Raw genomic sequence first — 23567 nt, forward strand, 5'->3', positions numbered from 1 at the left:
GATTTATTGGCAAGGTGTGAGCCCATGAAACCTATGCGCCATCACATGTCCAAGATCCTCAAGTTTACCCAGTTCTCGTTCCGGGATCTGATCGTCGCGGCTGCGCCGACGGTGCTGACCATTGTCGGCATCTGCCTGCTGGCCTACTGGCTGGTCGACCCGGCGCCGCCGCGCACGGTGCGGCTGGGTACCGGCCAGGAAAACTCGGCCTACGAGGACTTCGGCAAGAAATACGCGGCGGCGCTGGCCAAGCATGGCGTCAAGGTCACGCTGGTGCAATCGGCCGGCTCCAGCGAAAATCTGCGTAACCTGAAAGAAGGCAAGGTCGATATCGCCTTCGTGCAAAGCGGCTCGACCAACGAGGAAGCGGCCGAGCGCGAAGGCCTGTCGTCGCTGGGCAGCCTGTTCGTTGAGCCGCTGTGGCTGTTCCTGCGTGAAGAGAAGGGCCAGCCGCCGATCACCCAGCTGACGCAGCTGCGCGGCAAGAAGATCAACTATGGCGCCAAGGGCGCCGGCTCGCCGCGGCTGTTCCGCCAGGTGCTGGAATTGAATGGCGTCGAAAAGGACGAAGTGCAGCGATTTTCGCTGGCCAACACGCCGGCCACGGTGGAGCTGCTGGAAGGCCGCATCGACGGCCTGGTGTTCACCTCGGCGCCGGAAGCGCCGCTGATCCAGATGCTGCTGCAAACGCCGGGCATCCGGCTGTTCGATTTCAACCAGGCCGAGGCGTATTCGCGCAAGCTGCCCTTCCTGACCCATGTGGTGCTGCCGCAGGGGATTGTGGACCTCGGCCGCAATATTCCGTCCGAAGACTACAACCTGATCGCGCCGACCGCCACGCTGGTGGCGCGCGATGATTTGCATTCGGCCCTGGTGGATTTGTTCGTGCAGGCGGCGGCAACGATTCATGGCGGCGCCGGCTGGTTCCAGCAGCAGGGCCAGTTCCCGTCCGCCAAGTACACCGAGATTCCGGTCGATCCGGAAGCGGCCAAGTACTACAAGAGCGGGCCGCCGTTCCTGCAGCGGTATATGACTTTCTGGCTGGCCAATTTCTTCGACCGCATGTGGGTGCTGGTGGTGGCGCTGGGCGCGCTGATCCTGCCGCTGTCGAAGGTGATCCCGCCGCTGTACGTGTGGCGCATCCGCTCGCGCGTGTACAAATGGTATGGCCAGCTGCGCGCGGTGGAGCAGCGGGTGGAGGAGGCGCCGGCGGCGACCCGCATGCAGGTCTACGAAGAGCAGCTGAAGCGGCTCGACGAGATCGAGGAACTGGTCAACCAGGTGTCGATCCCGCTATCGTTTGCCGACGGCCTGTATGGCTTGCGCAGCCATATCCAGTTCGTGCGCAAGCGCATCCTGTTCCTGATGGGCGAGGGCAGCCCGGCCGGCGTTGAAGCGGTGCCGGTTTAAGCGCCGATCCAGGGCAAGCCCGCGTGGCACCAGCCGCTGACGTTCTTGCGGTGGCCGTGCTCGTCCTTGTCGCCCTCAAAGCCCTCCAGGATGTCATAGCAATGCTGGTAACCGTGTTCGGTCGCCAGCTTGGCTGCACCACGCGAGCGCACGCCGGAACGGCACAGGAATAAAATCACCTGGTCCTTGCGCGCGATGCCGTTCAGTTGCTCGATAAATTCGTGGTTGGCGTTGCCACCTGGATAAGTCGCCCACTGCACCGCACCATGTTGGGCGTCCGGAATCGCCACCCGTCCGACCCAGTCGCGCTCGGCATTGGTGCGTACATCGATCAGCTTGATCGCGTTTTCCGCGCTGATCAATTCGTAGGCTTCCTGCGGCGTCACCGCGCCGGCATAGGGCCAATCCTTGCTGCGGCTACGGGCAAGGGCGAGGATCTCATCTATTTTGCTCATAAGGTGTTCCGGTAATAAGTTTAAGTTTATTATAGGCGTCCGTGCCCGGCCCGCGACGGTGATGCACCAAAACCATGCGCTTTTCAGTAAATATCCTAGAATGCACTTACGAGGTGCAAAATGTGGAAAACGCACTAAATCGGTGCGACATTGTTCTGCTGTAAATTGTGGCATTTGGATACGCCCGCCAATTTTAGAATGATTTTGGCCGCGCGTTCAAAGACGCTACCAACATATCGATCGTCGTTCTGTGGCTGGCATGGATACTGCTTAATAAGGCCTCACGAGTTCCACACATTCCTTTAGGAGATACGCATGGCAATGACAGCCGCAGAAGTTCTGAAAATGGTCCAGGAAAACGAAGTCAAATTCGTTGATTTCCGTTTCGCGGATACCCGTGGTAAAGAACAGCACGTTACCGTGCCTGTGTCGGCTTTCGACATCGACAAGTTTGAATCGGGTCACGCGTTCGACGGTTCCTCGATCGCCGGCTGGAAGGGTATTGAAGCATCCGACATGATTCTGATGCCTGATCCAAACACCGCGAACATCGACCCGTTCATGGAAGAGACCACGCTGTTCATGCAATGCGACGTCATCGAACCAGCTGACGGCAAGGGCTACGACCGCGATCCACGCTCCATCGCCAAGCGCGCTGAAGCGTACCTGAAATCGTCCGGCATCGGCGACACCGCCTACTTCGGCCCGGAACCAGAATTCTTCATCTTCGACAGCGTGCGCTGGAAAATCGACATGTCGGGTTGCTTCGTCAAGATCGATTCCGACGAAGCGTCGTGGTCGACCGGCGAAAAAATCGAAGGCGGCAACAGCGGCCATCGTCCAACCGTCAAGGGCGGCTACTTCCCGGTGCCACCAGTGGACAGCTTCCAGGACATGCGTTCGGAAATGTGCCTGATCCTGGAATCGCTGGGCATTCCGGTGGAAGTACACCACCACGAAGTGGCCGGCGCCGGCCAGAACGAAATCGGCACCAAGTTCTCGACCCTGGTTGAGCGCGCCGACTGGACCCAGAACCTGAAATACGTGGTCTGGAACGTCGCCCACAGCTACGGCAAAACCGCGACCTTCATGCCAAAACCTATCGTTGGCGACAACGGTTCGGGCATGCACGTGCACCAGTCGATCTGGAAAGACGGCAAAAACCTGTTCGCCGGCGACGGCTATGCCGGCCTGTCGGATACCGCGCTGTACTACATCGGCGGCATCATCAAGCACGCCAAAGCACTGAACGCGATCACCAACCCAGGCACCAACTCGTACAAACGTCTGGTGCCAGGCTTTGAAGCCCCAGTGAAACTGGCGTACTCGGCGAAAAACCGTTCGGCGTCGATCCGTATTCCACACGTGGCCAATCCAAAAGGCCGCCGTATCGAAACCCGCTTCCCGGATCCACTGGCCAACGTCTACCTGTGCTTCTCGGCACTGATGATGGCGGGTCTGGACGGTATCCAGAACAAGATCCATCCAGGCGAAGCAGCGTCGAAAGACCTGTACCACCTGCCGCCGGAAGAAGACGCACTGATCCCAACCGTGTGCGCCTCGCTGGAAGAAGCACTGGACGCCCTGAACAAAGACCGCGAGTTCCTGACCCGTGGTGGCGTGTTCAGCGATTCGATGATCGATGCTTACATCGAACTGAAAATGCAGGACGTGCAGCGCATGCGCATGACCACTCACCCTGCTGAGTTCGACATGTACTACTCGCTGTAATCACCGCGCGCTACGGCGCTGGTGAGGCGGTATCCAACGCGGGGCGAGCTGATGCTTTCCCCGCGTTTTTATTTGGATGCTGTATATTCGGGTGGACTGTTCCACCCACGGATTTACGAATGACAATGAGTTTGAAACTGAGTGTGTTGCTGGCTTTGTTGGCCCCGGCAGCGGCGCATGGACAGATCTATAAATGCCAGCCGCCCGGCGGCAGCGTCGAGTTCACCGACATTAACCGTGGCAGCTATTGCAAGCTGATGGATCTGCCCGGCATGACGGTGCCGGCGCCAGCGCGGCGCAGCGGGCCGTCGGCGCCGCGCGCCGCGCAACCCGTCGCCACGCCGGGCGAGTTCCCGCGCGTCGACAGCGCCGAACAGAAGGCGCGCGACGCCGACCGCCGTGGCATCCTCGAAGACGAGCTGAAGACCGAGCAGCAAAAGCTGGCCGAACTGCGGCGCGAATTCAACGGCGGCGAGCCGGAACGGCGCGGCGATGAACGCAATTACGCCAAGTACCAGGAACGGGTGGCCGCGCTGCGCGACAGCATCAGCCGCTCGGAAAAGAATGTCGATGCCTTGAAACGTGAGATCGCGAATATCCGATGAGCATAGTCAATAAGATCGCGGCCCGCGCGGCCGCCGCCATCCACCGCCCGCCGTCGCTGGCCGGGCTGGAACTGCTGGCTTCGGCCGTGGTGCTGCTCGACGCGCAAGGCCATATCGCCTACGCCAACGCGGCCGCCGAGAACCTGCTGGAAAGCTCGCTGAAGGCGCTGTCGCGCCAGACGCTGAGCGCGCAGTTCCTCAATCCGGACGAGCTGGAACATACCTGCGCGCAAGCGCGCGAACACAAATTCTCCGACCTGCGCCAGGACCTGGCGCTGGAGCGTCCCGGCCGCGAACCGCTGCACGTGCACAGCATCGTCTCGGCGGTGGAGGACCCGCCCGGCGGCGTGCTGATCGAGCTGCGCGAAAACCAGCAGCATCTCAAGCTGGACCGCGAAGAGCGCATCCTCGACCAGAGCCAGGTCAACAAGGAGCTGATCCGCAACCTGGCGCACGAGATCAAGAATCCGCTGGGCGGCATCCGTGGCGCCGCGCAGTTGCTGGAGATGGAACTGCCGGGCGCGCATGCGGTGCAGCTGCGCGAGTACACGCAGGTCATCATCAAGGAAGCCGACCGCCTGCAGACGCTGGTGGACCGGCTGCTGGCGCCGCATCGCCGGCCGCACATCGTCGGCGACGTCAACATCCACGAAGTGCTGGAGCGGGTGCGCAGCCTGATGCTGGCGGAGTTCCCGTCCGGCCTGACGATTCTGCGCGATTATGATGCGTCGATTCCCGAATTCCGCGGCGATAAGGAACAGTTGATTCAGACCGTGCTGAACATCGCGCACAACGCCGCGCAGGCGCTGGCGCTGCAGATCGACGCCGGCGAAGCGCAGATCGTTTTCAAGACGCGGGTGGCGCGCCAGGTGACGTTGGCCAAGGTCCGCTACGGGCTGGCATTAGACTTGCATATCATTGACAATGGACCGGGTATCGCACCCCAGATCCGCGACCGCATCTTCTACCCGCTGGTTTCAGGCAGGGAGGGCGGCAGTGGACTGGGACTGACCTTGGCACAGACCTTCGTGCAACAGCACATGGGCGTGATCGAGTGCGAGAGCCGGCCTGGATGTACGGATTTCCGTATTTTGCTGCCGTTGCCATAAGCCGCGGCGGGCATTGCGGACCGTGTCCCTTGATTGACGATCATCGCGGAAAAAATACAACACATGAAGCCAATCTGGATAGTAGACGACGACGAATCGATCCGCTGGGTACTGGAAAAAGCACTGGCCAGGGAAAACCTGGCGACCAAGAGTTTTGCCAATGCGCGCGACGCCATCGCCGCGCTGGAGTACGAGACGCCGCAGGTGCTGGTGTCCGACATCCGCATGCCGGGCGACTCCGGCCTGGACCTGCTGCAACTGGTGAAGTCACGCTTCCCCGGCCTGCCGGTCATCATCATCACCGCTTTCTCCGACCTCGACTCGGCCGTGGCGGCGTTCCAGGGCGGCGCCTTTGAATATCTGGCCAAGCCGTTCGATATCGACAAGGCCGTCGAACTGATCCGGCGCGCGCTGGATGAAAGCCTGCGCGAGACCAGCGTGGAATCGGGACCGGCGGAGACGCCGGAAATCCTCGGCCAGGCACCGGCCATGCAGGAGGTCTTTCGCGCGATCGGTCGCCTCTCTCAATCGAATGTGACGGTGCTGATCACCGGCGAGTCCGGCTCCGGCAAGGAGCTGGTGGCGCGCGCGCTGCACAAGCACTCGCCGCGCGCGGCGCAGCCGTTCATCGCGCTGAATACGGCGGCGATACCCAAGGATTTGCTGGAGTCCGAATTGTTCGGCCACGAGCGCGGCGCCTTTACCGGCGCCCAGACCACTCGCCGCGGCCGCTTCGAGCAGGCCGAGAACGGCACGCTGTTCCTCGATGAGATCGGCGACATGCCGTTCGACTTGCAGACGCGCTTGCTACGGGTGCTGTCGGACGGGCATTTCTATCGCGTCGGCGGCCACCAGCCGCTGAAGGCGAACGTGCGCGTCATTACCGCGACCCACCAGAATCTCGAGCAGCGCGTACGCGAAGGCCTGTTCCGCGAAGACTTGTATCACCGCCTGAATGTGATCCGTTTGCGCTTGCCCAGTTTGAGGGAGCGGCGCGAGGACATCCCTATTTTGGTGCGTCACTTCCTGGTGCAGAGCGCGAAACAATTGGGCGTGGAAGCCAAGCGCATGAGCGATGCGGCTTTACAGTTCCTGTGCAGCCTGGAGTTGCCGGGCAATGTGCGGCAGCTGGAAAATCTGTGCAACTGGATCACGGTGATGGCGCCGGGGCAGACCGTGGAGATCAAGGATCTGCCGCTGGAACTGTCGCAGGAGCAGGCGGGCGGCACGCCGGCGCTGACGGCGACGCCGGCCGAAAGCTACGGCGCGCCGCAGCATCATGGCACGGTCACGCCGGCGCCGGTGGCGGAGTCCGCCGGCAGCGCGCAGGCGTCGCCGGATGCATGGCTGGGACTGCTGGAGATGCAGGCCGCCAGCATGCTCAGCGGCGGCCAGCAGGAGGTGATGGCGGTGCTGGGACGGCAGTTTGAGTCGGCGCTGATCCGCACCGCGCTCAAGCACACACACGGCCGCAAGAACGATGCGGCGGTACGCCTGGGCATCGGCCGCAATACCATCACCCGCAAGATCGCCGAGCTCGGCATCGACGGCGCCAAGGACGACTGACGCCACCCGGTCGTTCCCGCGCAGGCGGGAATCCATGGAGCGCGATGATGCCGGCTCAGCATGGGTTCCCGCGTGCGCGGGAATGACGTTACATCAGCGCTACCGCGTCGGCGCCGGCGGCGATCCGCATCGGTGCTGCCGGATCGGTGGCGGCTTGCCATACCGCCTGCGCCACGTCGATGGCTTGCGTCACTTCTTCGGTCGATTGCTGCCAGCCCGCAAACACATTCTGCGCCATGGCCGCGTAGGCTTCCGGAATCGCGCCCTGCATGCGCGGCTGTGCGTTGGCGCCGAAGCTGGTGGTCGGCGCGCGTCCCGGCAACACCAGGTTGACGCGCACATTGAACTGCTCCAGTTCCAGCGTCAGCGATTCCGTGAAGGCATTCACCGCCGCTTTGCTGGCCGTGTACACCGACAGCAGCGGCAGCGGTTTCAAGGTCACGCTGGAGGTCACGTTGATGATCACGCCGGCCCGGCGCGCGCGCATCTGCGGCAGCACCGCCTGCGTCATTGCCATGGTGCCGAAGGTATTGGTCTCGAATACCTCGTGCACCTTGTCCATGCTGATGCCTTCCAGCGCCCCCAGCATGCCGATGCCGGCGTTGTTGACCAGTACGTCGACCTGGCCGGCGGCTTCAATCAGCTGGCGGATGCCATCCGGGTCGGTAACATCCAGCGGCAGCACGCGCAAATGCGGCGATGCCGGCAGCAGCTCGGCATTGGGCGTGCGCATGGTGGCGATGACGTTCCAGTCGCGCGCCAGGAAGTAGCGGGCGGTTTCCAGGCCGAAGCCGGACGAGCAGCCGGTGATGAGGATGGTTTTCATGGGAACTCCTGTTGGGTGGGGATGACAGCACTGTAGCTACCCGTGGCCGGACTTGCTACAATCGATAGTCCATTTATCGTTAGCAAGCGTCCAGATATGACCGATCCCCTCGATGAAGTAGTCAGCTTGCTGCAGCCACGTATCCGCTACTCGAAAGTCGTCAGCGCCGCCGGCCCCTGGCGCGTGCAGCGCTCGCATGAAGGGCAGCCGTTTTATTGCGCGGTGCTGGAAGGGGCCAGCCTGCTGACGGTCGGCGGCCAGGAAGCGCTGCCGTTGCAGCAGGGCGATTTCGTGCTGATACCGGAGTCGTATGCGTTCTCGATGAGCAGCGTGCAGCCACCCCCAGCCGCCGCACTGGACATGGCGCCGCTGGCCTTGCCGAACGGCGAGTTCCGCTTCGGCGCGCTGGACAGTCCACCCGAGGCGGTGCTGTTGATCGGCCATTGCGCCTTCGACTCACCGGACGCGGCGCTGCTGGTATCGTTGCTGCCGCAGCTGATCCACGTGCGCGGCGAGGCACGGCTGTCGACGCTGGTGCAACTGGTTGGCGACGAATCGCGCGCGCGCCGGCCGGGGCGGGAAGTGGTGCTGGCGCATCTGCTGGAAGTGCTGTTGATCGAAGCCTTGCGCGCCAGCGCCATCAGCGCCGCGCCGGGCCTGCTGCGCGGCCTGGCCGATGAACGCCTGGCATTGGCGCTGCGGCGCATGCACGAGGACATGACCGCGCCGTGGACGGTGGCGCAGCTGGCCAGGGAAGCCGCGCTGTCGCGCTCGGCGTTCTTTGAACGCTTCAGCCGCGCCGTGGGCTTGGCGCCGATGGCGTATCTGCTGCGCTGGCGCATGGCCAAGGCCAAGCACCTGCTGCGTCGCCAGCAGGGCCATGTGGCCGATGTGGCGGCGCAGGTGGGCTACGGCTCGGCCAGCGCGTTCAGCGTGGCGTTCACGCGCCACGTCGGCATGTCGCCGACGCGTTATGCCTTGTCGCCGCCAACCACTTGATTGGGCGCATCGCGCGCCGGGCGCACGCTATTTCAAAGCGGCTGAAGCCGTCCTTGCGCGCTTGAGGTAAGCTCTTGGCTGTGAAGCCAGGGGCTTTTTCTTTTTCATGGAATGCGTATGCTGATTAATTGTGTGGCCTATCAGGATGGTAAAAAACTGGCCGACATTGCGGTGGAAGACATCAGCGATTATGTCGAAAAACCGGAGACCTTTGTCTGGGTCGCGCTGCACGATGCGGAGCCGGAAGAGCTGGCGGTGATGCAGCACGAGTTCGGCCTGCATGAACTGGCGGTGGAGGATGCCAGCCGCGGCCACCAGCGGCCCAAGATCGAGGAATACGGCGATTCGCTATTTGTGGTGGTCAAGACCATCGAGTGCCACGAGGGCGAGGTGGCGGTAGGCGAGGTCGATATCTTCGTCGGCCAGAACTATATTCTGTCGTCGCGCGACGGCAGCAGCCAGCAGGGTTTCAAGAGCGTGCGTGCGCGCGCCGAGAAGGAGCCGCACATGCTGCGGCTGGGCCCGGCCTTTGTGCTGTATGCGCTGATGGATACGGTGGTGGACCGCTATTTCCCGGTGCTGGACATGCTGGAAACCGAGCTGGAAAAAATCGAGGAGCTGATCTTCACCCAGGGCCGCCAGCGCGACAACATCCAGCGCCTGTACGAGCTGAAGGGCAAGGTCACCACGGTGCGCCATGTGGTGGCGCCGTTGATGGAGGCGGTCGGCCGGCTGCACGGCGGCCGCGTGCCGGCAATGTGCCAGGACACGCAGGAATACTTCCGCGACGTGCACGATCATCTGCACCGCATCAGCAGTTCGCTCGACGGCATCCGCGACACGATTGCGACGGCGATCCAGGTCAACCTGTCGATGGTGGCGATCGATGAGAGTGAAGTGAACAAGCGGCTGGCGGCGTGGGCGGCGATCTTTGCGATCGTCACGGCGTTTGCCGGGCTGTGGGGCATGAATTTCAAGTACATGCCGGAGCTGGAATGGAAGTTCGGCTATCCGATGGCGATTGCCGTCATGATTTGTGTGTGCCTGTATCTGCACCGGCGCTTCAAGAAGGCGGGCTGGCTATAAAAAAAGCCCGCGCGGCTTGCACCGTGCGGGCTTCATTCAAGCACCAGCGATTAGAACTTGTAGCCAGCGGTCACGTAGACGAAGCGGCCACGTGGATCGTACTGGTTGATGTCGTAGCCAGCCTGGAACTGGTTGGTCACGGCGGTACCGATCGTCTGCGGCTGCTTGTCGAACAGGTTGCGCACGCCCAGCGCCAGGGTCAGGTTTTTGATGCCTTTCCAGGTCACGTTGGCGTCGTAGATCGCTTCGGCGCCGATGAACACGCGGTTGTCGTTCAGGTCGTGGCCAACTTCGTAGCCAGTGCGGAAGCGCTGGATCAGGGTGGTGGCCCATGGACCATTGCTCCAGGTGCCGGCCAGGTTATGTTTCCAACGCAGGATCACGCCGCCGTTTTGCGCGCCGATGACCGGGTTGCCGGAGTAGTCCACGATGGTGCCGACTTTGTGCGAGATGTCGCCGCCCGGGCTGGTCTGGTTGAAGTCGTCCATGTAGGTACCGTTCAGATCAACGCTCAGCTTACCGAAGCTGAAGTTGTCTTTCCAGTTAGCCGACAGGTCGATACCTTGCACGTTGGCATTGCCGGTGTTGGCCAGCGTCGAACGGATGCTGACGATTTCGTTGTCACGCAGCGTCACCAGACCAGCGTAGGCTGAGTCGCCGGCGCGGAAGCGCGAAACGATTTCCTGTGCCGACGGGGTCGCCAGAATGTCGCGGATGTTGATGTTGAAGAAGTCCACCACAATGCTGGTCGACGCCACCGGCTGCCATACCAGACCAACCGAGTACTGCTTCGATTTCTCTGGCTTCAGGTTAGGATTGCCGCCGCTCAGCGCGTTCACTTGCAGACCGTTCTGGTGGGTTGCCGGATCGTTGAACTGTTCCGACGTGCCCAGGGTTTGCGGAGTCCACAGGTCGACCAGCGACGGTGCGCGGAAGCCGGTGCCGTAGGAACCGCGCAGCGCGATTTCCTTGGTGGCGCGCCACATGAAGTTGCCCTTCCAGTTGGCGCTGTTGCCGACGTCGTTGTACTTGTCGTCACGCGCCGACAGGTTGACGTCCAGGTTTTTCAGCACCGGCACGCTCAGTTCGCCGAACACCGAGTTGACGGTACGGCTGCGGTCGATAGGCACCACCGAGCCACCCAGGCCGGAGATGTCGCCCGACTCGTAGGCCGCGCTCGGATCGGTAATGTATTTCTCTTTGCGCGACTGCAGACCCACGGCGTATTGCGGGGTGATGCCGGCCACCTTGAAGAAATCGCCGGTGATCTTGGCGTCGAGGGCGTCGCTGGTCGATTTGGCGTTCAGGAAGGTGCCGCTGAAGGCCGCGCTTTTCAGCTGGTCTGCCAGGGCGCCGGTTTGCACGCCGCCTGCCGCCCATGGATTCCAGTTGCTGGCATTGATGATTTTGGCGTAGGCCACTTGCGAGAAGTAGCCGCTGGTCACAGCGCTTTCCAGCTTGGACTCGTTGTGGCTCAGGCCCACTTCGTAGTCGCCGAAGCTCAGCGAACCTTTGGCGCCGACCACGATGCGGGCTTGCTTGGCGGTGTCGACGTTCTGGCGTGGACCGTAGTCAAATACGCGCGAGGTGATCGACAGCGGCTTGCCGATCAGCGAGGTATAACCCTGGCTGGTCAGGTAAGGCACGGCGATCGACTGGTACGCCGGGTTCGACGGGTACAGCAGCAGGGCGGCGTCCACGCCTTGGGCCGCAAACTGGCCGTCGGTTTCGAAGAACGACGCGCGCGCCGGCGAGGCCTGGTAGGTCTGGGTGATCTTGCTTTGCGAGTACAGCAGGTCGGCGAACAGCTCGTGGTTCTCGTTGAGCTTGTAGTTCAGGTTGCTGGTGAAGTTGTACAGTTCACGATCCGGGGTCAGGCCGACGTCCGGGCCGCTGTCGTAGGCGCAATATGGGCTGCCTTTGGCGCCGCCCTGCAGCGTGGCCATTTTGATGGTCGAGCACTTGTCGCCGATGGCCAGCGGGTTGCCGTAGCCGGAACCGCCGGTGCTGAAGCCGGTGTCAGGACCGCCGCCCGGACCCGGGGTGAACGAACCCTGGATGTTGCCCAGACCGGTAGCGGTCGAGTTGTAGTACGGCAGGCGGGTGGCCGATGCAGCGTACGAACGGTCGCGGCCGAACAGGGCTTTTTCTTTCTCGTAGGAGCCGGAGGCCACGATGCTCAGGGCGTCGTTGTTGTAACCGCCGGTGATCGAGGCACGACCGTTCTGGCCGCCGCCGCTCTCGCTCGGCGAACCGTAGGTGCCGGTGACTTCGATGCCTTCGACGCGTTTCGACAGGATGAAGTTGACCACGCCGGCCACGGCGTCGGAGCCGTACACGCCCGAGGCGCCGTCTTTCAGCACCTCGACGCGCTCGATGGCGGCCAGCGGAATGGCGTTGACGTTGACCGACGAGCCATCGCTACCGGCGAAGGCGGCCAGGCGGCGGCCGTTGACCAGCACCAGGGTGCGGGTCGAGCCGAGGCCGCGCAGCGAGATCGACGACAGGCCGCCGGTCGAGGTGCCGGCGCCGGTGGCGTTGCTGACGCCGCCAGCGGACGAGAATGCCGAGATCGACTGCAGCAGTTCTTCGGTGCTGGAGGCGCCGGTTTTGGCGATATCGGCTTTGGTCACGACCTGCACCGGCAGGGACGTTTCAGCGTCCACACGCTTGATCGACGAACCGGTGATTTCAACGCGTTGGATCACAGGGGTATCCTGTGCAAATACAGGCTGGGCCAGCAGGCCGGCGCCGATCAGCGCCGCGCTGCCCGAAAACATCAGGCGCACTGCACGCGAGATTGCGGTTTCCATCATCATTGGTTTGAGCTCCTAGGATTGTTGTACAACGTCACATTGAAAGACGTGCCAGGAATAATTTTTCTTAGTAAATTATCCAAGATAAGCATGAAACCACTGGAAGTCCTGGCGGTCAATTGTCAATGTGTAATGACAACGTAATAAACAACACTTTCGGTCATTTTTTACCCAATTGAGGGATCACTTTTACACAAAAATACAAAGTCTTTCGTCGATAAACTACTAATTGTGATAGTGACCCGTTTTTTATTCACCCAGGTTCATGGTGGGTAACGTTACAATGGGGCACTTAGCGACTCCCGGAGCCAGGCCATGAGCGACAACCACAGGCTGTTCGATGCGGAGGACGGCCGCCTGCTGGCCGAGGCGGCGCTACGCTCGATTACCGACTCGACCGCGCGAGCCCGCGGCGACGATTTCCTGCGCATCCTGGTGCGCGACCTGGCGCAGGCGCTGGACGTGCAGTACGTGATCGCCGGCCGCGTCGCGCCACTGGCCGACGGCGAAGGCATCCGCACGCTGGCGGTGTGGGGCGGCGCCGACTACCTGCCCAACATGGAATACAGCCTGCGCCACACGCCGTGCCAGGACGTCACCGGGCAGTGCATGTGCTTCCACGCCAGCGGCATCCAGGCCGATTATCCGCACGACACGCTGCTGGTCGAGATGCAGGCCGAGAGCTATATCGGCATGCCGATGATCGATACCGAAGGGCAGACGCTGGGCATCCTGTCGGCCATCGACACCAAACCGATGGACGAGGACAAGCGCCTGCTGGCGCTGTCGCTGCTGTCGATTTTTGCCGCGCGCGGCGCCGCCGAACTGCAGCACCAGGACCGCGAGCAGCAGCTCGAAGCGACCGTGCAGCGTCGCACCGAGGCTTTGCTGGCGGCGCAGGCGACGCTGGTCGAGCAGGAGAAAATGGTGGCGCTGGGCACGCTGGTGGCGGGGGTGGCGCACGAGGTTAATACGCCGATCGGCGTCGCTGTCACGGCGGCCTCCACCATGGCCAGTTATGCCGACGACTTGATCAAATGCGTCAGTGGCGAGCGCGTCAGCCGCTCGGAGTTACTGACCACGGCGCAGCGGCTGCGCGAAGGCGCCCAGCTGATCGAGCGCAACCTGGCGCGCGCGGCCGATTTGATCGGCAACTTCAAGCAGCTGGCGGTGGACCAGGGCAGCGCCCACGTCTCGGAAGTCGGGGTGCGCGAGCATGCGCTGAGCGTGGTGTCGGCGCACGGGCCCGAATTGCGCAAGGTGGGCATCAGCGTCGAGGTCGACATCGCGCCGGAGCTGCGCACGCGGCTCGATGCGGGACGCTGGTCGCAGGTGCTGTCCAACCTGCTGATGAACGCCGCCAAGCACGGCTATCCAAACGGCGGGCCGGGCCAGGTGACGCTGGCGGCGCGGCTGGCGCTGGAAGGCGGCGTGCGCTGGCTGCTGCTGGAGTTTGCCGACGACGGCGTCGGCCTGAGCGGCGAAGTGCGCGAGCGGCTGTTCGAGCCGTTCTTCACCACCAAGCGCGGGCAGGGCGGTTCCGGGCTCGGCATGCATATCGTGTATACGATTGTGCACCAGATGGGCGGCCACGTGGCGGTGGCTCCCGCCGCGCCCGACAGCGCCGGCTGCCGCATCAAGCTGCGGCTGCCGGTGCGCGACTAACGTCAGGCTTGCTGCGCGGCCAGCGACAGCGCCACCGCTTCCGCCACCTTGATGCCGTCGACGCCGGCCGACAGGATGCCGCCCGCGTAGCCGGCGCCTTCGCCGGCCGGGAACAGGCCCTTGGTGTTCAGGCTTTGCAGCGTGTCGTCGCGGCGCTTGATGCGGATCGGCGACGAGGTGCGCGTCTCCAGCCCGGTCAGCACGGCGTCATGCTTGAAGTAGCCCTTGAGCTGCTTGTCGAAGGCCGGGAAGGCTTCGCGCAGCGCCGTCACGGCGAACTCCGGCAGGATCTGCGCCAGGTCGGTCAGCGTGATGCCTGGCTTGTACGACGGCACCACGGCGCCAAAGTCGGTCGAGGCGCGGCCGGCGACGAAATCGCCCATCAGCTGGCCCGGCGCATTGTAGGTGCCGCCGCCCAGGTGGAAGGCTTTCTCTTCCAGGTCGCGCTGGAAGGCGACGCCGGCCAGCGGGTGGCCCGGATAGTCGACTTCCGGCGAGATGCTGACCACGATGGCGCTGTTGGCGTTGCGCTCGTTGCGCGAATACTGGCTCATGCCGTTGGTGACCACGCGGCCCGGTTCCGAGGCCGCCGCCACCACCGTGCCGCCCGGGCACATGCAGAAGCTGTACACCGCGCGGCCGTTCGACGCGTGGTGCACCAGCTTGTAGTCGGCGGCGCCGAGGATCGGGTGGCCGGCGTTGGGGCCGAAGCGGCAGGTGTCGATCAGCGATTGCGGGTGTTCGACGCGGAAGCCGATCGAGAACGGTTTCGCTTCGATGTAGACGCCGCGCTGGTACAGCATTTCAAAGGTGTCGCGCGCGCTGTGGCCGATCGCCAGCACCACGTGGCTGGTGACGATTTTCTCGCCGCTTTCCAGCATCACGCCGCGCACCTGGCGGCCGTCGGCGGTTTCTTCGATGTCGATGTCGGTGACCTTGCTGTTGAAGCGGTATTCGCCGCCCAGCGCCTCGATGTTTTCGCGCATCGACTCGACCATTTTCACCAGCCGGAAGGTGCCGATGTGCGGCTTGCTGACGTAGATGATTTCTTCCGGCGCGCCGGCCTTGACGAACTCGTTCAGCACCTTGCGGCCGTAGTGTTTCGGGTCCTTGATCTGGCTGTACAGCTTGCCGTCGGAGAAAGTGCCGGCGCCGCCTTCGCCGAACTGCACGTTGGACTCCGGATTGAGCTTGCGCTGGCGCCAGAAACCGAAGGTGTCGACCGTGCGTTCGCGCACGATCTTGCCGCGCTCGAGGATGATGGGACGCAGGCCCATCTGCGCCAGGATCAGCGCCGCCAGCAGGCCGCACGGGCCGATGCCGATCACCACCGGGCGCTGGAAATCGGGATGGGTGGCCAGCGCCTGGCCGTCGGTGACGTATTTATAGCCGGTGTCCGGCGACGGCATCAGGTGTGCATCGTGGTGCAGGCGCTGCAGGACCTCGGCTTCGTTGGCGACGTCGACATCCAGCGAGTAGATCAGGACGATGGCGGATTTCTTGCGCGCGTCGTAGCTGCGCTTGTAGATGGTGAAGCCGCGCAGGTCGGCAGCCGGGATGGCCAGGCGCGCCAGGATGGCGGCCGGCAGTTGCTCCGCGCTGTGGTCGAGCGGGAGTTTGACTTCATTTAAACGCAGCATGATGGGGGTTCCAGAAATTGCAGGGCTCCGTAGCTAGCGGAGATTCAGGCGATATTTTACCCTGACTGGCGGCCCCGGCGTCAGCTCAGCCGCTCAGGCCAGGCCGCCCCAGGCCGCGCTCAGCACCGACACTGCGGCCAGCGCCGCCGTCTCGGTGCGCAGGATGCGCGGCCCCATCGCCAGCGGCAGCGCGCCGTGGCGCAGTGCCAGGTCTTCTTCTTGTTCGCTGAGACCGCCTTCGGGACCGACCACCAGCGTCACCGCCTGCGGCGGCTGGTGGCGCGCCCAGTCGGCCAGCGACTGTTCGGCGCGCGGCGTCAGGATGAGGCGGCGGTGCATGTCCTGCTGGGTAATCCACTGTTTATAGTCCTGCGGCGGCGCCAGCTGGGCCAGCCGGTTGCGGCCGCTCTGCTCGGAGGCCGAGACGATGATGCCGCGCCAGTGCTCCAGTTTCTTTTCGGCGCGCTCGGCCGACAGCCGCACCACGCAGCGCTGCGCCGCCAGCGGCTGGAAGCCGGAGACCCCCAGTTCGATGGCTTTTTCGATAATCCATTCCATTTTGCTGCCCTCGGGCAGCGCCTGCGCCAGCGTGACGGCAAACGGCAGTTCGGCCTCGCGCGCGGTGTGCGCCTTGATCTCGGCGCTGGCGCTGCGGCGGCCGAGTTCGCTAAGGCTGGCGGTGTACTCGCCGCCGTCGCCGTTGAACAGCGTGATCAGGTCGCCCGGGGCCAGGCGCAGCACCTGCACATGGTGCGCGACCGCCTCGGGCAGCGACACGCGCTGGCCTATGGCCAGCGGATGGGGAATGTAGAAGCGGGGCATGGGCATCCAATCAATGGTAAGCCGCCATTTTAATCGGTGCAGCCGCAGGGAGGAATGCGGTGAAACTGCCGGTATATATATTCCCTGTTATGGTGCGGATTAATTCCAGCGTGGTGCAGCAGGGCTGGTGCGTGCACCACAAAGTTTCACCGCCGGCGATCGCACAAAACTTTATTCTGGCGAACCGGCGAAATCGACTTGGTCGGGAAATTTTATATCGATATGCGGATTTTGCTCAGAACAAACCACGGAGGTTTGCGCTGATGAGACGCATGAAATCTGCCGTTTCATCATAAATTATTTATCCGGCCGTTCACACAAAATTAATACGGTTTTCGTTTTTTTTTCTAATTCCCGTTGTTTTATTGCATAACAAAAGTTGTATTGTTGACACACTTGTTTGCTGCATGTTTTTATGGATGCATGGACGAAGATTACACGTCCGTAATTGTTGGTAAGAGATCTCCATTAGAGAGATAACGGGTATTGTTGCCTACAAGGCAAAATTTATTCAAATTGGGAATACACTCATATGTTACGTAAAACTGTTCTTGTGAACGCGTTGTCGCTTGCCTTCGGCACCGCGGCGCTGACCATGGCCGTCGTGCAGCCTGCAATGGCCCAGTCGAATGCCAGCGGTACCGTCTACGGTCGTGTTGCTCCTGGCAGCGCGACTTCGGTGGTGCTGAAAAACCTGGACACCAACCAGACCCGTACCACGGCTGTGGACGCCAATGGCGCCTTCAGCGTGTCCTCGCTGCCAGTGGGCCGCTACAGCGCCACGCTGCAGAACGGCACCACGCCTGGCGCCAGCACCAACCTCGAAGTACTGGTAGGCCAAGGTGTGGAAGCAGTCTTCAGCAGCGGCGTGCAAACCGTGCAGGTGAGCGGTCGCCGCAGCCGGATCGACATGTCCAACGCCAACAACGGCGCGACCTTCACCGCGCGTGAACTGGACAAACTGCCGATCGCCCGTAGCGTCGACGCCATCGTGCAACTGGCGCCGAACACCACCCGCGGCGACCCGACCTATGCGGCCGGCTCCTCGCTGGGCGGCGGCGGCGCATCGGAAAATGCGTATTACATCAACGGTTTCCCTGTCACCAACCCGCTGACCCAGCTGGGTGCGTTCGAGCTGCCATTCGGCGCCATCGCCCAGGCCCAGGTGCTGACCGGCGGCTACGGCGTCGAGTTCGGCCGTTCGGTCGGCGGTGTGGTCAACATCACGACCAAATCCGGTACCAACACCTGGGAAGTGGGCGGCCTGGTCTCGACCACGCCGAAAGACTTCCGCGCCAAGTACAACGATATGTACTACGCCAACACCGGCGTGTTCCCGGCCACGGATAAAACGCTGCGCATCCGCCGCGAAGACAACAGCCGCGAGCAGACGCAATACTCGGCTTACGTCGGCGGCCCGCTGATCAAGGACACCCTGTTTGCCTTCGTTGCCCTGGAGCAGACCGAAGATGAAGTCTCCGGCGTGTATGGCGGCCGTACCGCGCTGACCAATGCCGCCAACGGCTGGCGCGACTACCAGACCACCACCCAGCGCTACTACATGAAGCTGGACTGGAACATCACCGACAACCACCGTCTGGAATACACCGGCATCGGCGACCTGCCGAAGACCAATACCCAGTACCGTTCGTACGACTACACCACCCGCGCGGTCGGTTCGACCGTCAATTCCTCGACCCACGAAGAATACGGTCCGTTCAACCCGAACGGTGGCCAGGCCAACATCATCCGCTACATCGGCAATATCACCGATGACTTCACCGTCAATGCGCTGTACGGCAAATCGCGCGCGCGCCACGTCTACACCCCGTCCGGCTACGATCCAACCCTGGCCCAGGTCACCGCGTCGCCGGAAAACCAGGCGCCAGGCCTGAACTACAACGGCGGCCAGCCGTTCACCACCAACCAGCCATTCAACGGCGCGACCGACAACGTCATCTCGAAGCGTCTGGACCTGGAATATAAGCTGGGCAACCACAAGCTGCGCGCCGGTCTGGACAACAACTCGATGTCGTCGCTGAACGCTGGCGATGCGCTGGCAGGCGGCGTGCTGTGGACCTACCTGAAAACCGATCCGACCAAGCCAACCACCGTCACCGGCGGCACGGTGCCGGTGCTGACCGGCACTGGCCCGCTGGGTTCGCAAGGCTACTACGTGTCGAAATCGCTGTCGTCGACCGTGTCGAACGCCTATGCCGGCCAGGACGCGCAATACATTGAAGACCAATGGCAAATCACGCCGAAACTGCTGGTCACCGCCGGTATCCGTCGCGAAGGTTTCTACAACGCCAACCAGGACGGCACCAAGTACATCGAGATGAAGAACCAGATCGCGCCGCGCCTGTCGGCCGTCTGGGACGCCAATGGCGACAACTCGTTGAAGGTATTCGGTAGCGCCGGCCGCTACACGCTGCAGATGCCAACCCTGATCGCACTGCGCGGCGCCAACGGTTCGCTGAACACCAGCCAGTACTACACCTACACCGGTACCGACGCGCATGGCGCGCCGACCGGCCTGACCCCGGTCACTGGCGTGCTGTCGGGCAACAACGAATTCGGCCAGGCCAAGGATCCGAAAACCGTTGCTGCGCTGGACATGAAACCGTCGTACCAGGACGAGATCACGATCGGCTTCGACAAAGCGTTCAGCCCGAGCCTGAATTTCGGCGTCAAAGGCACCTACCGTACCCTGAAATCGACCATCGATGACTTCTGCGATGGCCGCGTATTCACCAAGTACGCCAAGGACCACGGCATCGACACCAGCAACTATGAAGGCTTCAGCTGCGCCTCGTTCAATCCGGGCGAAGCCAACGACTTCCTGGTCGACTATGCCGGTACCCACAGCAACTACACCCGCGTCCACCTGACCAAGGAAGACCTGGGCTTCGACAAGGCCAAGCGCGTCTACGCCGCGCTGGACTTCTACCTTGAGCACCCATACCGCGACGGCTGGTACGGTAAGCTGAATTACACGCTGGGCCGCAGCAAGGGCAACACCGAAGGCCAGACCCTGTCCGATACCACCCAGGGCCAGGGCGACGTGGCAGCGACCCAGACCTGGGATTACGCGCAGCTGATGAAGTATGCCGATGGCCTGCTGCCTAACGATCGCAAGCACCAGATCAAGGGCTATGGCTTCTACGACATCACGCCGCAGATCACCGTTGGCGGCTTCCTGACGCTGGCTTCGGGCCGTCCACGTTCGTGCTCGGGTACCAACCCAACCACGCTGAACGACATCGGCTACAACTACCAGTCGGCGTCGCACTACTGCTTCGGCGTCACCGGCGACAAGAACGTACCGTCGCCACGTGGCACCGTCGGCCGTCTGCCATGGGAAAAAACCCTGGACCTGAACGCCTCGTGGAAGCCAACCTTCCTGCCAGGCCTGGCACTGAAAGTGGACGTGTACAACGTTCTGAACGATCAGTCGGTACAGAAAGTGGTGGAGCGTTACAACACCAACAACGCCCGCTACGCGCTGTACGAATCGGTGCTGAACCTGACCGCGCCACGTTCGTTCAAGTTCACCGCGGAGTTCAACAAGAAGTTCTAAGCAGGTCGCCGCCGGCCCTGGCCGGCGCTTGACAGCGGGGGCGGCGTTCCGAAAAGGACGCCGCCCTTTTTAGTTTGGCGGGCGCTGCTCTGGTAAAATAGTCAGCTTCAGAAAGTAGCCGGCCTACTGCAAACGCATTCAAACTCCGTGATTGACCACACCATGACTTTTACGCTCCCACACCCACAAAAGGCTAACGCGATCCGCGCGCTGGCAATGGACGCCGTCCAGAAGGCCAATTCCGGCCACCCAGGCATGCCGATGGGCATGGCCGAAATCGCCGTTGCGCTGTGGAGTGGCCATTACAGCCATAACCCGGCCAACCCGCAATGGGTGAACCGCGACCGCTTCCTGTTGTCAAACGGCCACGGTTCGATGCTGCACTACGCGCTGCTGCACCTGAGCGGCTACGCGGTGACCATGGACGACATCAAGTCGTTCCGCCAGATGCATTCGAAGACCCCGGGCCATCCGGAAGTCGGCTACACCCCGGGCGTGGAAACCACCACCGGTCCGCTGGGCCAGGGCCTGGCCAACGCGGTCGGCATGGCGCTGGCCGAATGGCTGCTGGCGAGCGAATTCAATAAGCCGGGCCTGGACGTGGTCGACCACTACACCTACGCCTTTGTCGGCGACGGCTGCCTGATGGAAGGCATCTCGCACGAGGCGTGCGCACTGGCCGGCACCCTGGGCCTGAAAAAACTGATCGCCCTGTACGACGACAACGGTATTTCGATCGACGGCAAAGTCGAAGGCTGGTTCACCGACGACACCCCGGCCCGTTTCGAAGCCTACGGCTGGAACGTGATCCGCGCCGTCGACGGCCACGATGTGGCAGCCGTGTCGGCCGCCATCGAAGCCGCCAAAAAGGCTGACAAACCAACCCTGATCTGCTGCAAAACCATCATCGGCAAAGGTTCGCCGAACCTGCAAGGCGGCGACAAGGTGCACGGCGCCGCGCTGGGCGACAAGGAAGTGGCGGCCGTGCGCGAATACATCGGCTGGACCTCGGCCCCGTTCGAGGTGCCGGCCGACGTCTACGCCGCCTGGGACTTCAAGGCCGCCGGCGCCAAGCTGGAAGCCGACTGGAGCGCCAAGTTCGCCGAATACACCGCTAAATACCCGCAAGAAGCCGCAGAACTGCGCCGCCGCATGGCCGGCGAGCTGCCAGGCAACTTCGACGCGACCTTGGCGGCCGGCATCGCCGCGACCGTCGAGAAGAAAGAAAACATCGCCACCCGCAAGGCCAGCCAGAACGCCATCCAGGCGCTGGCGCCGGTGCTGCCGGAATTCCTGGGCGGCTCGGCCGACCTGACCGGCTCCAACCTGACCAACTGGAAGGAAATCACCCCGGTGCGTTCCGGCCAGCCAGGCAACCATATTAATTACGGCGTGCGCGAGTTCGGCATGTCGGCGATCATGAACGGCGTCGCCCTGCACGGCGGTTACATCCCGTTCGGCGCCACCTTCCTGACCTTCGCCGACTACAGCCGCAACGCGCTGCGCATGGCGGCGCTGATGAAACAGCGTTCGATCTTTGTGTTCACCCACGATTCGATCGGCCTGGGCGAAGACGGCCCGACCCACCAATCGGTCGAGCACGTTTCGTCGCTGCGCCTGATTCCTAACCTGGACAACTGGCGTCCATGCGACACCACCGAATCGATGGTGGCCTGGGGCGCGGCGGTCCAGCGCAAGGACGGCCCGTCGACGCTGATCTTCTCGCGCCAGAACCTGCCGTACCAGGAGCGTAGCGCCGAACAGATCGCCGACATCGCCCGCGGCGGCTATGTGCTGCGCGAAGCGGCCGACGCCAAGGTCACGCTGATCGCCACCGGCTCGGAAATCGAACTGGCCCAGGCCGCCGCTTCGGCGCTGGCTTCGGAAGGCATCACCGCCCGCGTGGTGTCGATGCCGTCGACCGACGTGTTCGACCGCCAGGAAGCCGCCTACAAGGCCAGCGTATTGACCAAAGGCGTGCCGCGCGTGGCGATCGAAGCCGGCGTCACCGATTTCTGGTACAAGTATGTCGGCCTGGAAGGCGCCGTGGTCGGCATCGATACCTTCGGTGAATCGGCCCCGGCAGGCGTGTTGTTCAAACACTTCGGCTTCACGGTGGAAAATGTCGTGGCAAAAGTCAAAGCGGTCATTGCTTAATCTATAATTGCTGGTTGCATTAACAATATTTTTAATCAGGAGCAAAGTATGACGATCAAAGTTGCAATCAATGGCTATGGCCGTATTGGCCGTAATGTACTGCGCGCTTTCTACGAAGGCGGCAAAAAGCAAGACATCCAGATCGTGGCGATCAACGATCTGGGCGACGCCAAGTCGAACGCCCACCTGACCCGTTACGACACCACCCACGGCAAGTTCCCTGGCACCGTGGAAGTGGATGGCGACAAGATGATCGTCAACGGTGACGTGATCCGCGTGTTCGCGCAGCGCAACCCGGCGGAAATTCCATGGGGCGAGCTGGGCGTGGACGTGGTGCTGGAGTGCACCGGCTTCTTCACCACCAAGGAAAAGGCTTCGGCCCACCTCAAAGGCGGCGCCAAGAAAGTCATCATCTCGGCCCCGGGCGGCAAGGATGTCGACGCCACCATCGTCTACGGCGTCAACCAGCACGTGCTGAAAGCGTCGGATACCGTGATCTCGAACGCCTCGTGCACCACCAACTGCCTGGCCCCGCTGGTCAAGCCGCTGAACGACGCCATCGGTCTGGAAAACGGCCTGATGACCACCGTCCACGCGTACACCAACGACCAGGTGCTGTCGGACGTGATGCACGAAGACCTGCGCCGCGCGCGCTCGGCCACCCATTCGATGATCCCGACCAAGACTGGCGCTGCCGCCGCAGTGGGCCTGGTGCTGCCTGAGCTGAACGGCAAGCTGGACGGCTACGCGATCCGCGTGCCGACCATCAATGTCTCGCTGGTCGACCTGTCGTTCATCGCCAAGCGCGACACCACCGTGGAAGAAATCAATGCACTGATGAAGGCCGCTGCGGAAGGCGACCTGAAAGAAGTGCTGACCTACCAGACCGAACCACTGGTGTCGGTCGACTTCAACCACAACCCGGCGTCGTCGAACTTCGATTCGACCCTGACCAAAGTGTCGGGCCGCCTGGTGAAAGTATCGTCGTGGTATGACAATGAGTGGGGTTTCTCGAACCGTATGCTGGACACCACCGTGGCGCTGATGAACGCCAAGTAATTAACGCTGTTCCATAAAAAAACCCTCGCGGCCTGCGCCGC

Annotated in this window: 16 protein-coding genes; 11 read left to right on the forward strand and 5 right to left on the reverse strand. The window is 62.6% G+C overall.

The window, feature by feature from the left end:
- The first annotated feature begins 45 nt into the window (after positions 1–45).
- Positions 46–1410 carry a TAXI family TRAP transporter solute-binding subunit gene (locus GTP55_RS04245; RefSeq protein WP_161043722.1) on the forward strand — a complete coding sequence of 455 codons (1365 nt, stop codon included), beginning with the start codon at positions 46–48 and terminating at the stop codon, positions 1408–1410.
- On the opposite strand, the gene GTP55_RS04250 is transcribed toward GTP55_RS04245, so the two are convergent.
- Positions 1407–1865 carry a rhodanese-like domain-containing protein gene (locus GTP55_RS04250; protein ID WP_161043723.1) on the reverse strand — a complete coding sequence of 153 codons (459 nt, stop codon included), beginning with the start codon at positions 1863–1865 and terminating at the stop codon, positions 1407–1409. The two genes, GTP55_RS04245 and GTP55_RS04250, sit on opposite strands and share 4 nt — an antisense overlap.
- A gap of 315 nt (positions 1866–2180) precedes the next feature.
- Here GTP55_RS04250 and glnA point away from each other — a divergent pair, with 315 nt between their 5' ends.
- The 4 genes from glnA (at position 2181) to ntrC (ending at position 6876) form a co-directional block, all read left to right on the forward strand.
- Positions 2181–3596: a type I glutamate--ammonia ligase gene (glnA, locus tag GTP55_RS04255; RefSeq protein ID WP_110847087.1), complete on the forward strand. Its 1416-nt coding sequence runs from the start codon at positions 2181–2183 to the stop codon at positions 3594–3596.
- Positions 3597–3715: 119 nt separating this feature from the next.
- Positions 3716–4201, forward strand: a complete 486-nt coding sequence (locus tag GTP55_RS04260) for a DUF4124 domain-containing protein (protein ID WP_161043724.1) — start codon at positions 3716–3718, stop codon at positions 4199–4201.
- Positions 4198–5310, forward strand: coding sequence for a nitrogen regulation protein NR(II) (glnL, locus tag GTP55_RS04265; protein WP_161043725.1), 1113 nt, complete (start codon positions 4198–4200; stop codon positions 5308–5310). Before GTP55_RS04260 ends, glnL begins: the two co-directional genes overlap by 4 nt.
- 63 nt (positions 5311–5373) lie before the next feature.
- Positions 5374–6876: a nitrogen regulation protein NR(I) gene (gene ntrC, locus GTP55_RS04270; protein WP_161043726.1), complete on the forward strand. Its 1503-nt coding sequence runs from the start codon at positions 5374–5376 to the stop codon at positions 6874–6876.
- Between the two features lie 88 nt (positions 6877–6964).
- Here the strand turns inward: ntrC and GTP55_RS04275 are convergent, their stop codons facing one another.
- The gene (locus GTP55_RS04275) at positions 6965–7702 is read right to left on the reverse strand and encodes an SDR family oxidoreductase (RefSeq protein WP_161043727.1); all 738 of its coding nucleotides are present in this window, start codon (positions 7700–7702) and stop codon (positions 6965–6967) included.
- Positions 7703–7798: 96 nt separating this feature from the next.
- On the opposite strand from GTP55_RS04275, the gene GTP55_RS04280 reads away from it, so the two are divergent.
- Positions 7799–8701: an AraC family transcriptional regulator gene (locus tag GTP55_RS04280; RefSeq protein WP_161043728.1), complete on the forward strand. Its 903-nt coding sequence runs from the start codon at positions 7799–7801 to the stop codon at positions 8699–8701.
- 117 nt (positions 8702–8818) lie between these two features.
- Positions 8819–9787: a magnesium/cobalt transporter CorA gene (gene corA, locus GTP55_RS04285; protein ID WP_161043729.1), complete on the forward strand. Its 969-nt coding sequence runs from the start codon at positions 8819–8821 to the stop codon at positions 9785–9787.
- 50 nt (positions 9788–9837) lie between these two features.
- On the opposite strand, the gene GTP55_RS04290 is transcribed toward corA, so the two are convergent.
- Positions 9838–12606 carry a TonB-dependent receptor gene (locus tag GTP55_RS04290; protein ID WP_161043730.1) on the reverse strand — a complete coding sequence of 923 codons (2769 nt, stop codon included), beginning with the start codon at positions 12604–12606 and terminating at the stop codon, positions 9838–9840.
- A gap of 312 nt (positions 12607–12918) precedes the next feature.
- Here GTP55_RS04290 and GTP55_RS04295 point away from each other — a divergent pair, with 312 nt between their 5' ends.
- Positions 12919–14268, forward strand: a complete 1350-nt coding sequence (locus GTP55_RS04295) for a sensor histidine kinase (RefSeq protein WP_161043731.1) — start codon at positions 12919–12921, stop codon at positions 14266–14268.
- Between the two features lie 2 nt (positions 14269–14270).
- On the opposite strand, the gene GTP55_RS04300 is transcribed toward GTP55_RS04295, so the two are convergent.
- Complete coding sequence (locus GTP55_RS04300; RefSeq protein WP_161043732.1) at positions 14271–15908, reverse strand: NAD(P)/FAD-dependent oxidoreductase; 1638 nt, start codon at positions 15906–15908, stop codon at positions 14271–14273.
- A 93-nt stretch (positions 15909–16001) separates the two neighbouring features.
- Complete coding sequence (locus GTP55_RS04305; protein ID WP_161043733.1) at positions 16002–16730, reverse strand: 16S rRNA (uracil(1498)-N(3))-methyltransferase; 729 nt, start codon at positions 16728–16730, stop codon at positions 16002–16004.
- Positions 16731–17262: 532 nt separating this feature from the next.
- Here GTP55_RS04305 and GTP55_RS04310 point away from each other — a divergent pair.
- From GTP55_RS04310 to gap, 3 genes are all read left to right on the forward strand, one after another.
- Complete coding sequence (locus GTP55_RS04310; RefSeq protein WP_161043734.1) at positions 17263–20310, forward strand: TonB-dependent receptor; 3048 nt, start codon at positions 17263–17265, stop codon at positions 20308–20310.
- A gap of 162 nt (positions 20311–20472) precedes the next feature.
- Positions 20473–22467: a transketolase gene (gene tkt, locus GTP55_RS04315; RefSeq protein ID WP_161043735.1), complete on the forward strand. Its 1995-nt coding sequence runs from the start codon at positions 20473–20475 to the stop codon at positions 22465–22467.
- A 48-nt stretch (positions 22468–22515) separates the two neighbouring features.
- Positions 22516–23526, forward strand: a complete 1011-nt coding sequence (gene gap / locus GTP55_RS04320) for a type I glyceraldehyde-3-phosphate dehydrogenase (RefSeq protein WP_110847074.1) — start codon at positions 22516–22518, stop codon at positions 23524–23526.
- Positions 23527–23567: the final 41 nt, after the last annotated feature.

Origin of the sequence: Duganella margarita (assembly GCF_009857535.1) — a bacterium.
Taxonomy (GTDB): domain Bacteria; phylum Pseudomonadota; class Gammaproteobacteria; order Burkholderiales; family Burkholderiaceae_D; genus Rugamonas; species Rugamonas margarita.

Bases quoted from the DNA above. Each gene is read 5' to 3' on its own strand.
- ntrC (WP_161043726.1), top strand. From the start codon at position 5,374: ATGAAGCCAATCTGGATAGTAGACGACGACGAATCGATCCGCTGGGTA.
- GTP55_RS04260 (WP_161043724.1), top strand. From the start codon at position 3,716: ATGACAATGAGTTTGAAACTGAGTGTGTTGCTGGCTTTGTTGGCCCCG.
- GTP55_RS04290 (WP_161043730.1), bottom strand. From the start codon at position 12,606: ATGATGATGGAAACCGCAATCTCGCGTGCAGTGCGCCTGATGTTTTCG.
- GTP55_RS04300 (WP_161043732.1), bottom strand. From the start codon at position 15,908: ATGCTGCGTTTAAATGAAGTCAAACTCCCGCTCGACCACAGCGCGGAG.
- GTP55_RS04275 (WP_161043727.1), bottom strand. From the start codon at position 7,702: ATGAAAACCATCCTCATCACCGGCTGCTCGTCCGGCTTCGGCCTGGAA.
- gap (WP_110847074.1), top strand. From the start codon at position 22,516: ATGACGATCAAAGTTGCAATCAATGGCTATGGCCGTATTGGCCGTAAT.
- corA (WP_161043729.1), top strand. From the start codon at position 8,819: ATGCTGATTAATTGTGTGGCCTATCAGGATGGTAAAAAACTGGCCGAC.
- GTP55_RS04245 (WP_161043722.1), top strand. From the start codon at position 46: ATGTCCAAGATCCTCAAGTTTACCCAGTTCTCGTTCCGGGATCTGATC.
- glnL (WP_161043725.1), top strand. From the start codon at position 4,198: ATGAGCATAGTCAATAAGATCGCGGCCCGCGCGGCCGCCGCCATCCAC.
- GTP55_RS04280 (WP_161043728.1), top strand. From the start codon at position 7,799: ATGACCGATCCCCTCGATGAAGTAGTCAGCTTGCTGCAGCCACGTATC.
- GTP55_RS04250 (WP_161043723.1), bottom strand. From the start codon at position 1,865: ATGAGCAAAATAGATGAGATCCTCGCCCTTGCCCGTAGCCGCAGCAAG.
- GTP55_RS04305 (WP_161043733.1), bottom strand. From the start codon at position 16,730: ATGCCCCGCTTCTACATTCCCCATCCGCTGGCCATAGGCCAGCGCGTG.
- GTP55_RS04295 (WP_161043731.1), top strand. From the start codon at position 12,919: ATGAGCGACAACCACAGGCTGTTCGATGCGGAGGACGGCCGCCTGCTG.
- GTP55_RS04310 (WP_161043734.1), top strand. From the start codon at position 17,263: ATGTTACGTAAAACTGTTCTTGTGAACGCGTTGTCGCTTGCCTTCGGC.
- glnA (WP_110847087.1), top strand. From the start codon at position 2,181: ATGGCAATGACAGCCGCAGAAGTTCTGAAAATGGTCCAGGAAAACGAA.
- tkt (WP_161043735.1), top strand. From the start codon at position 20,473: ATGACTTTTACGCTCCCACACCCACAAAAGGCTAACGCGATCCGCGCG.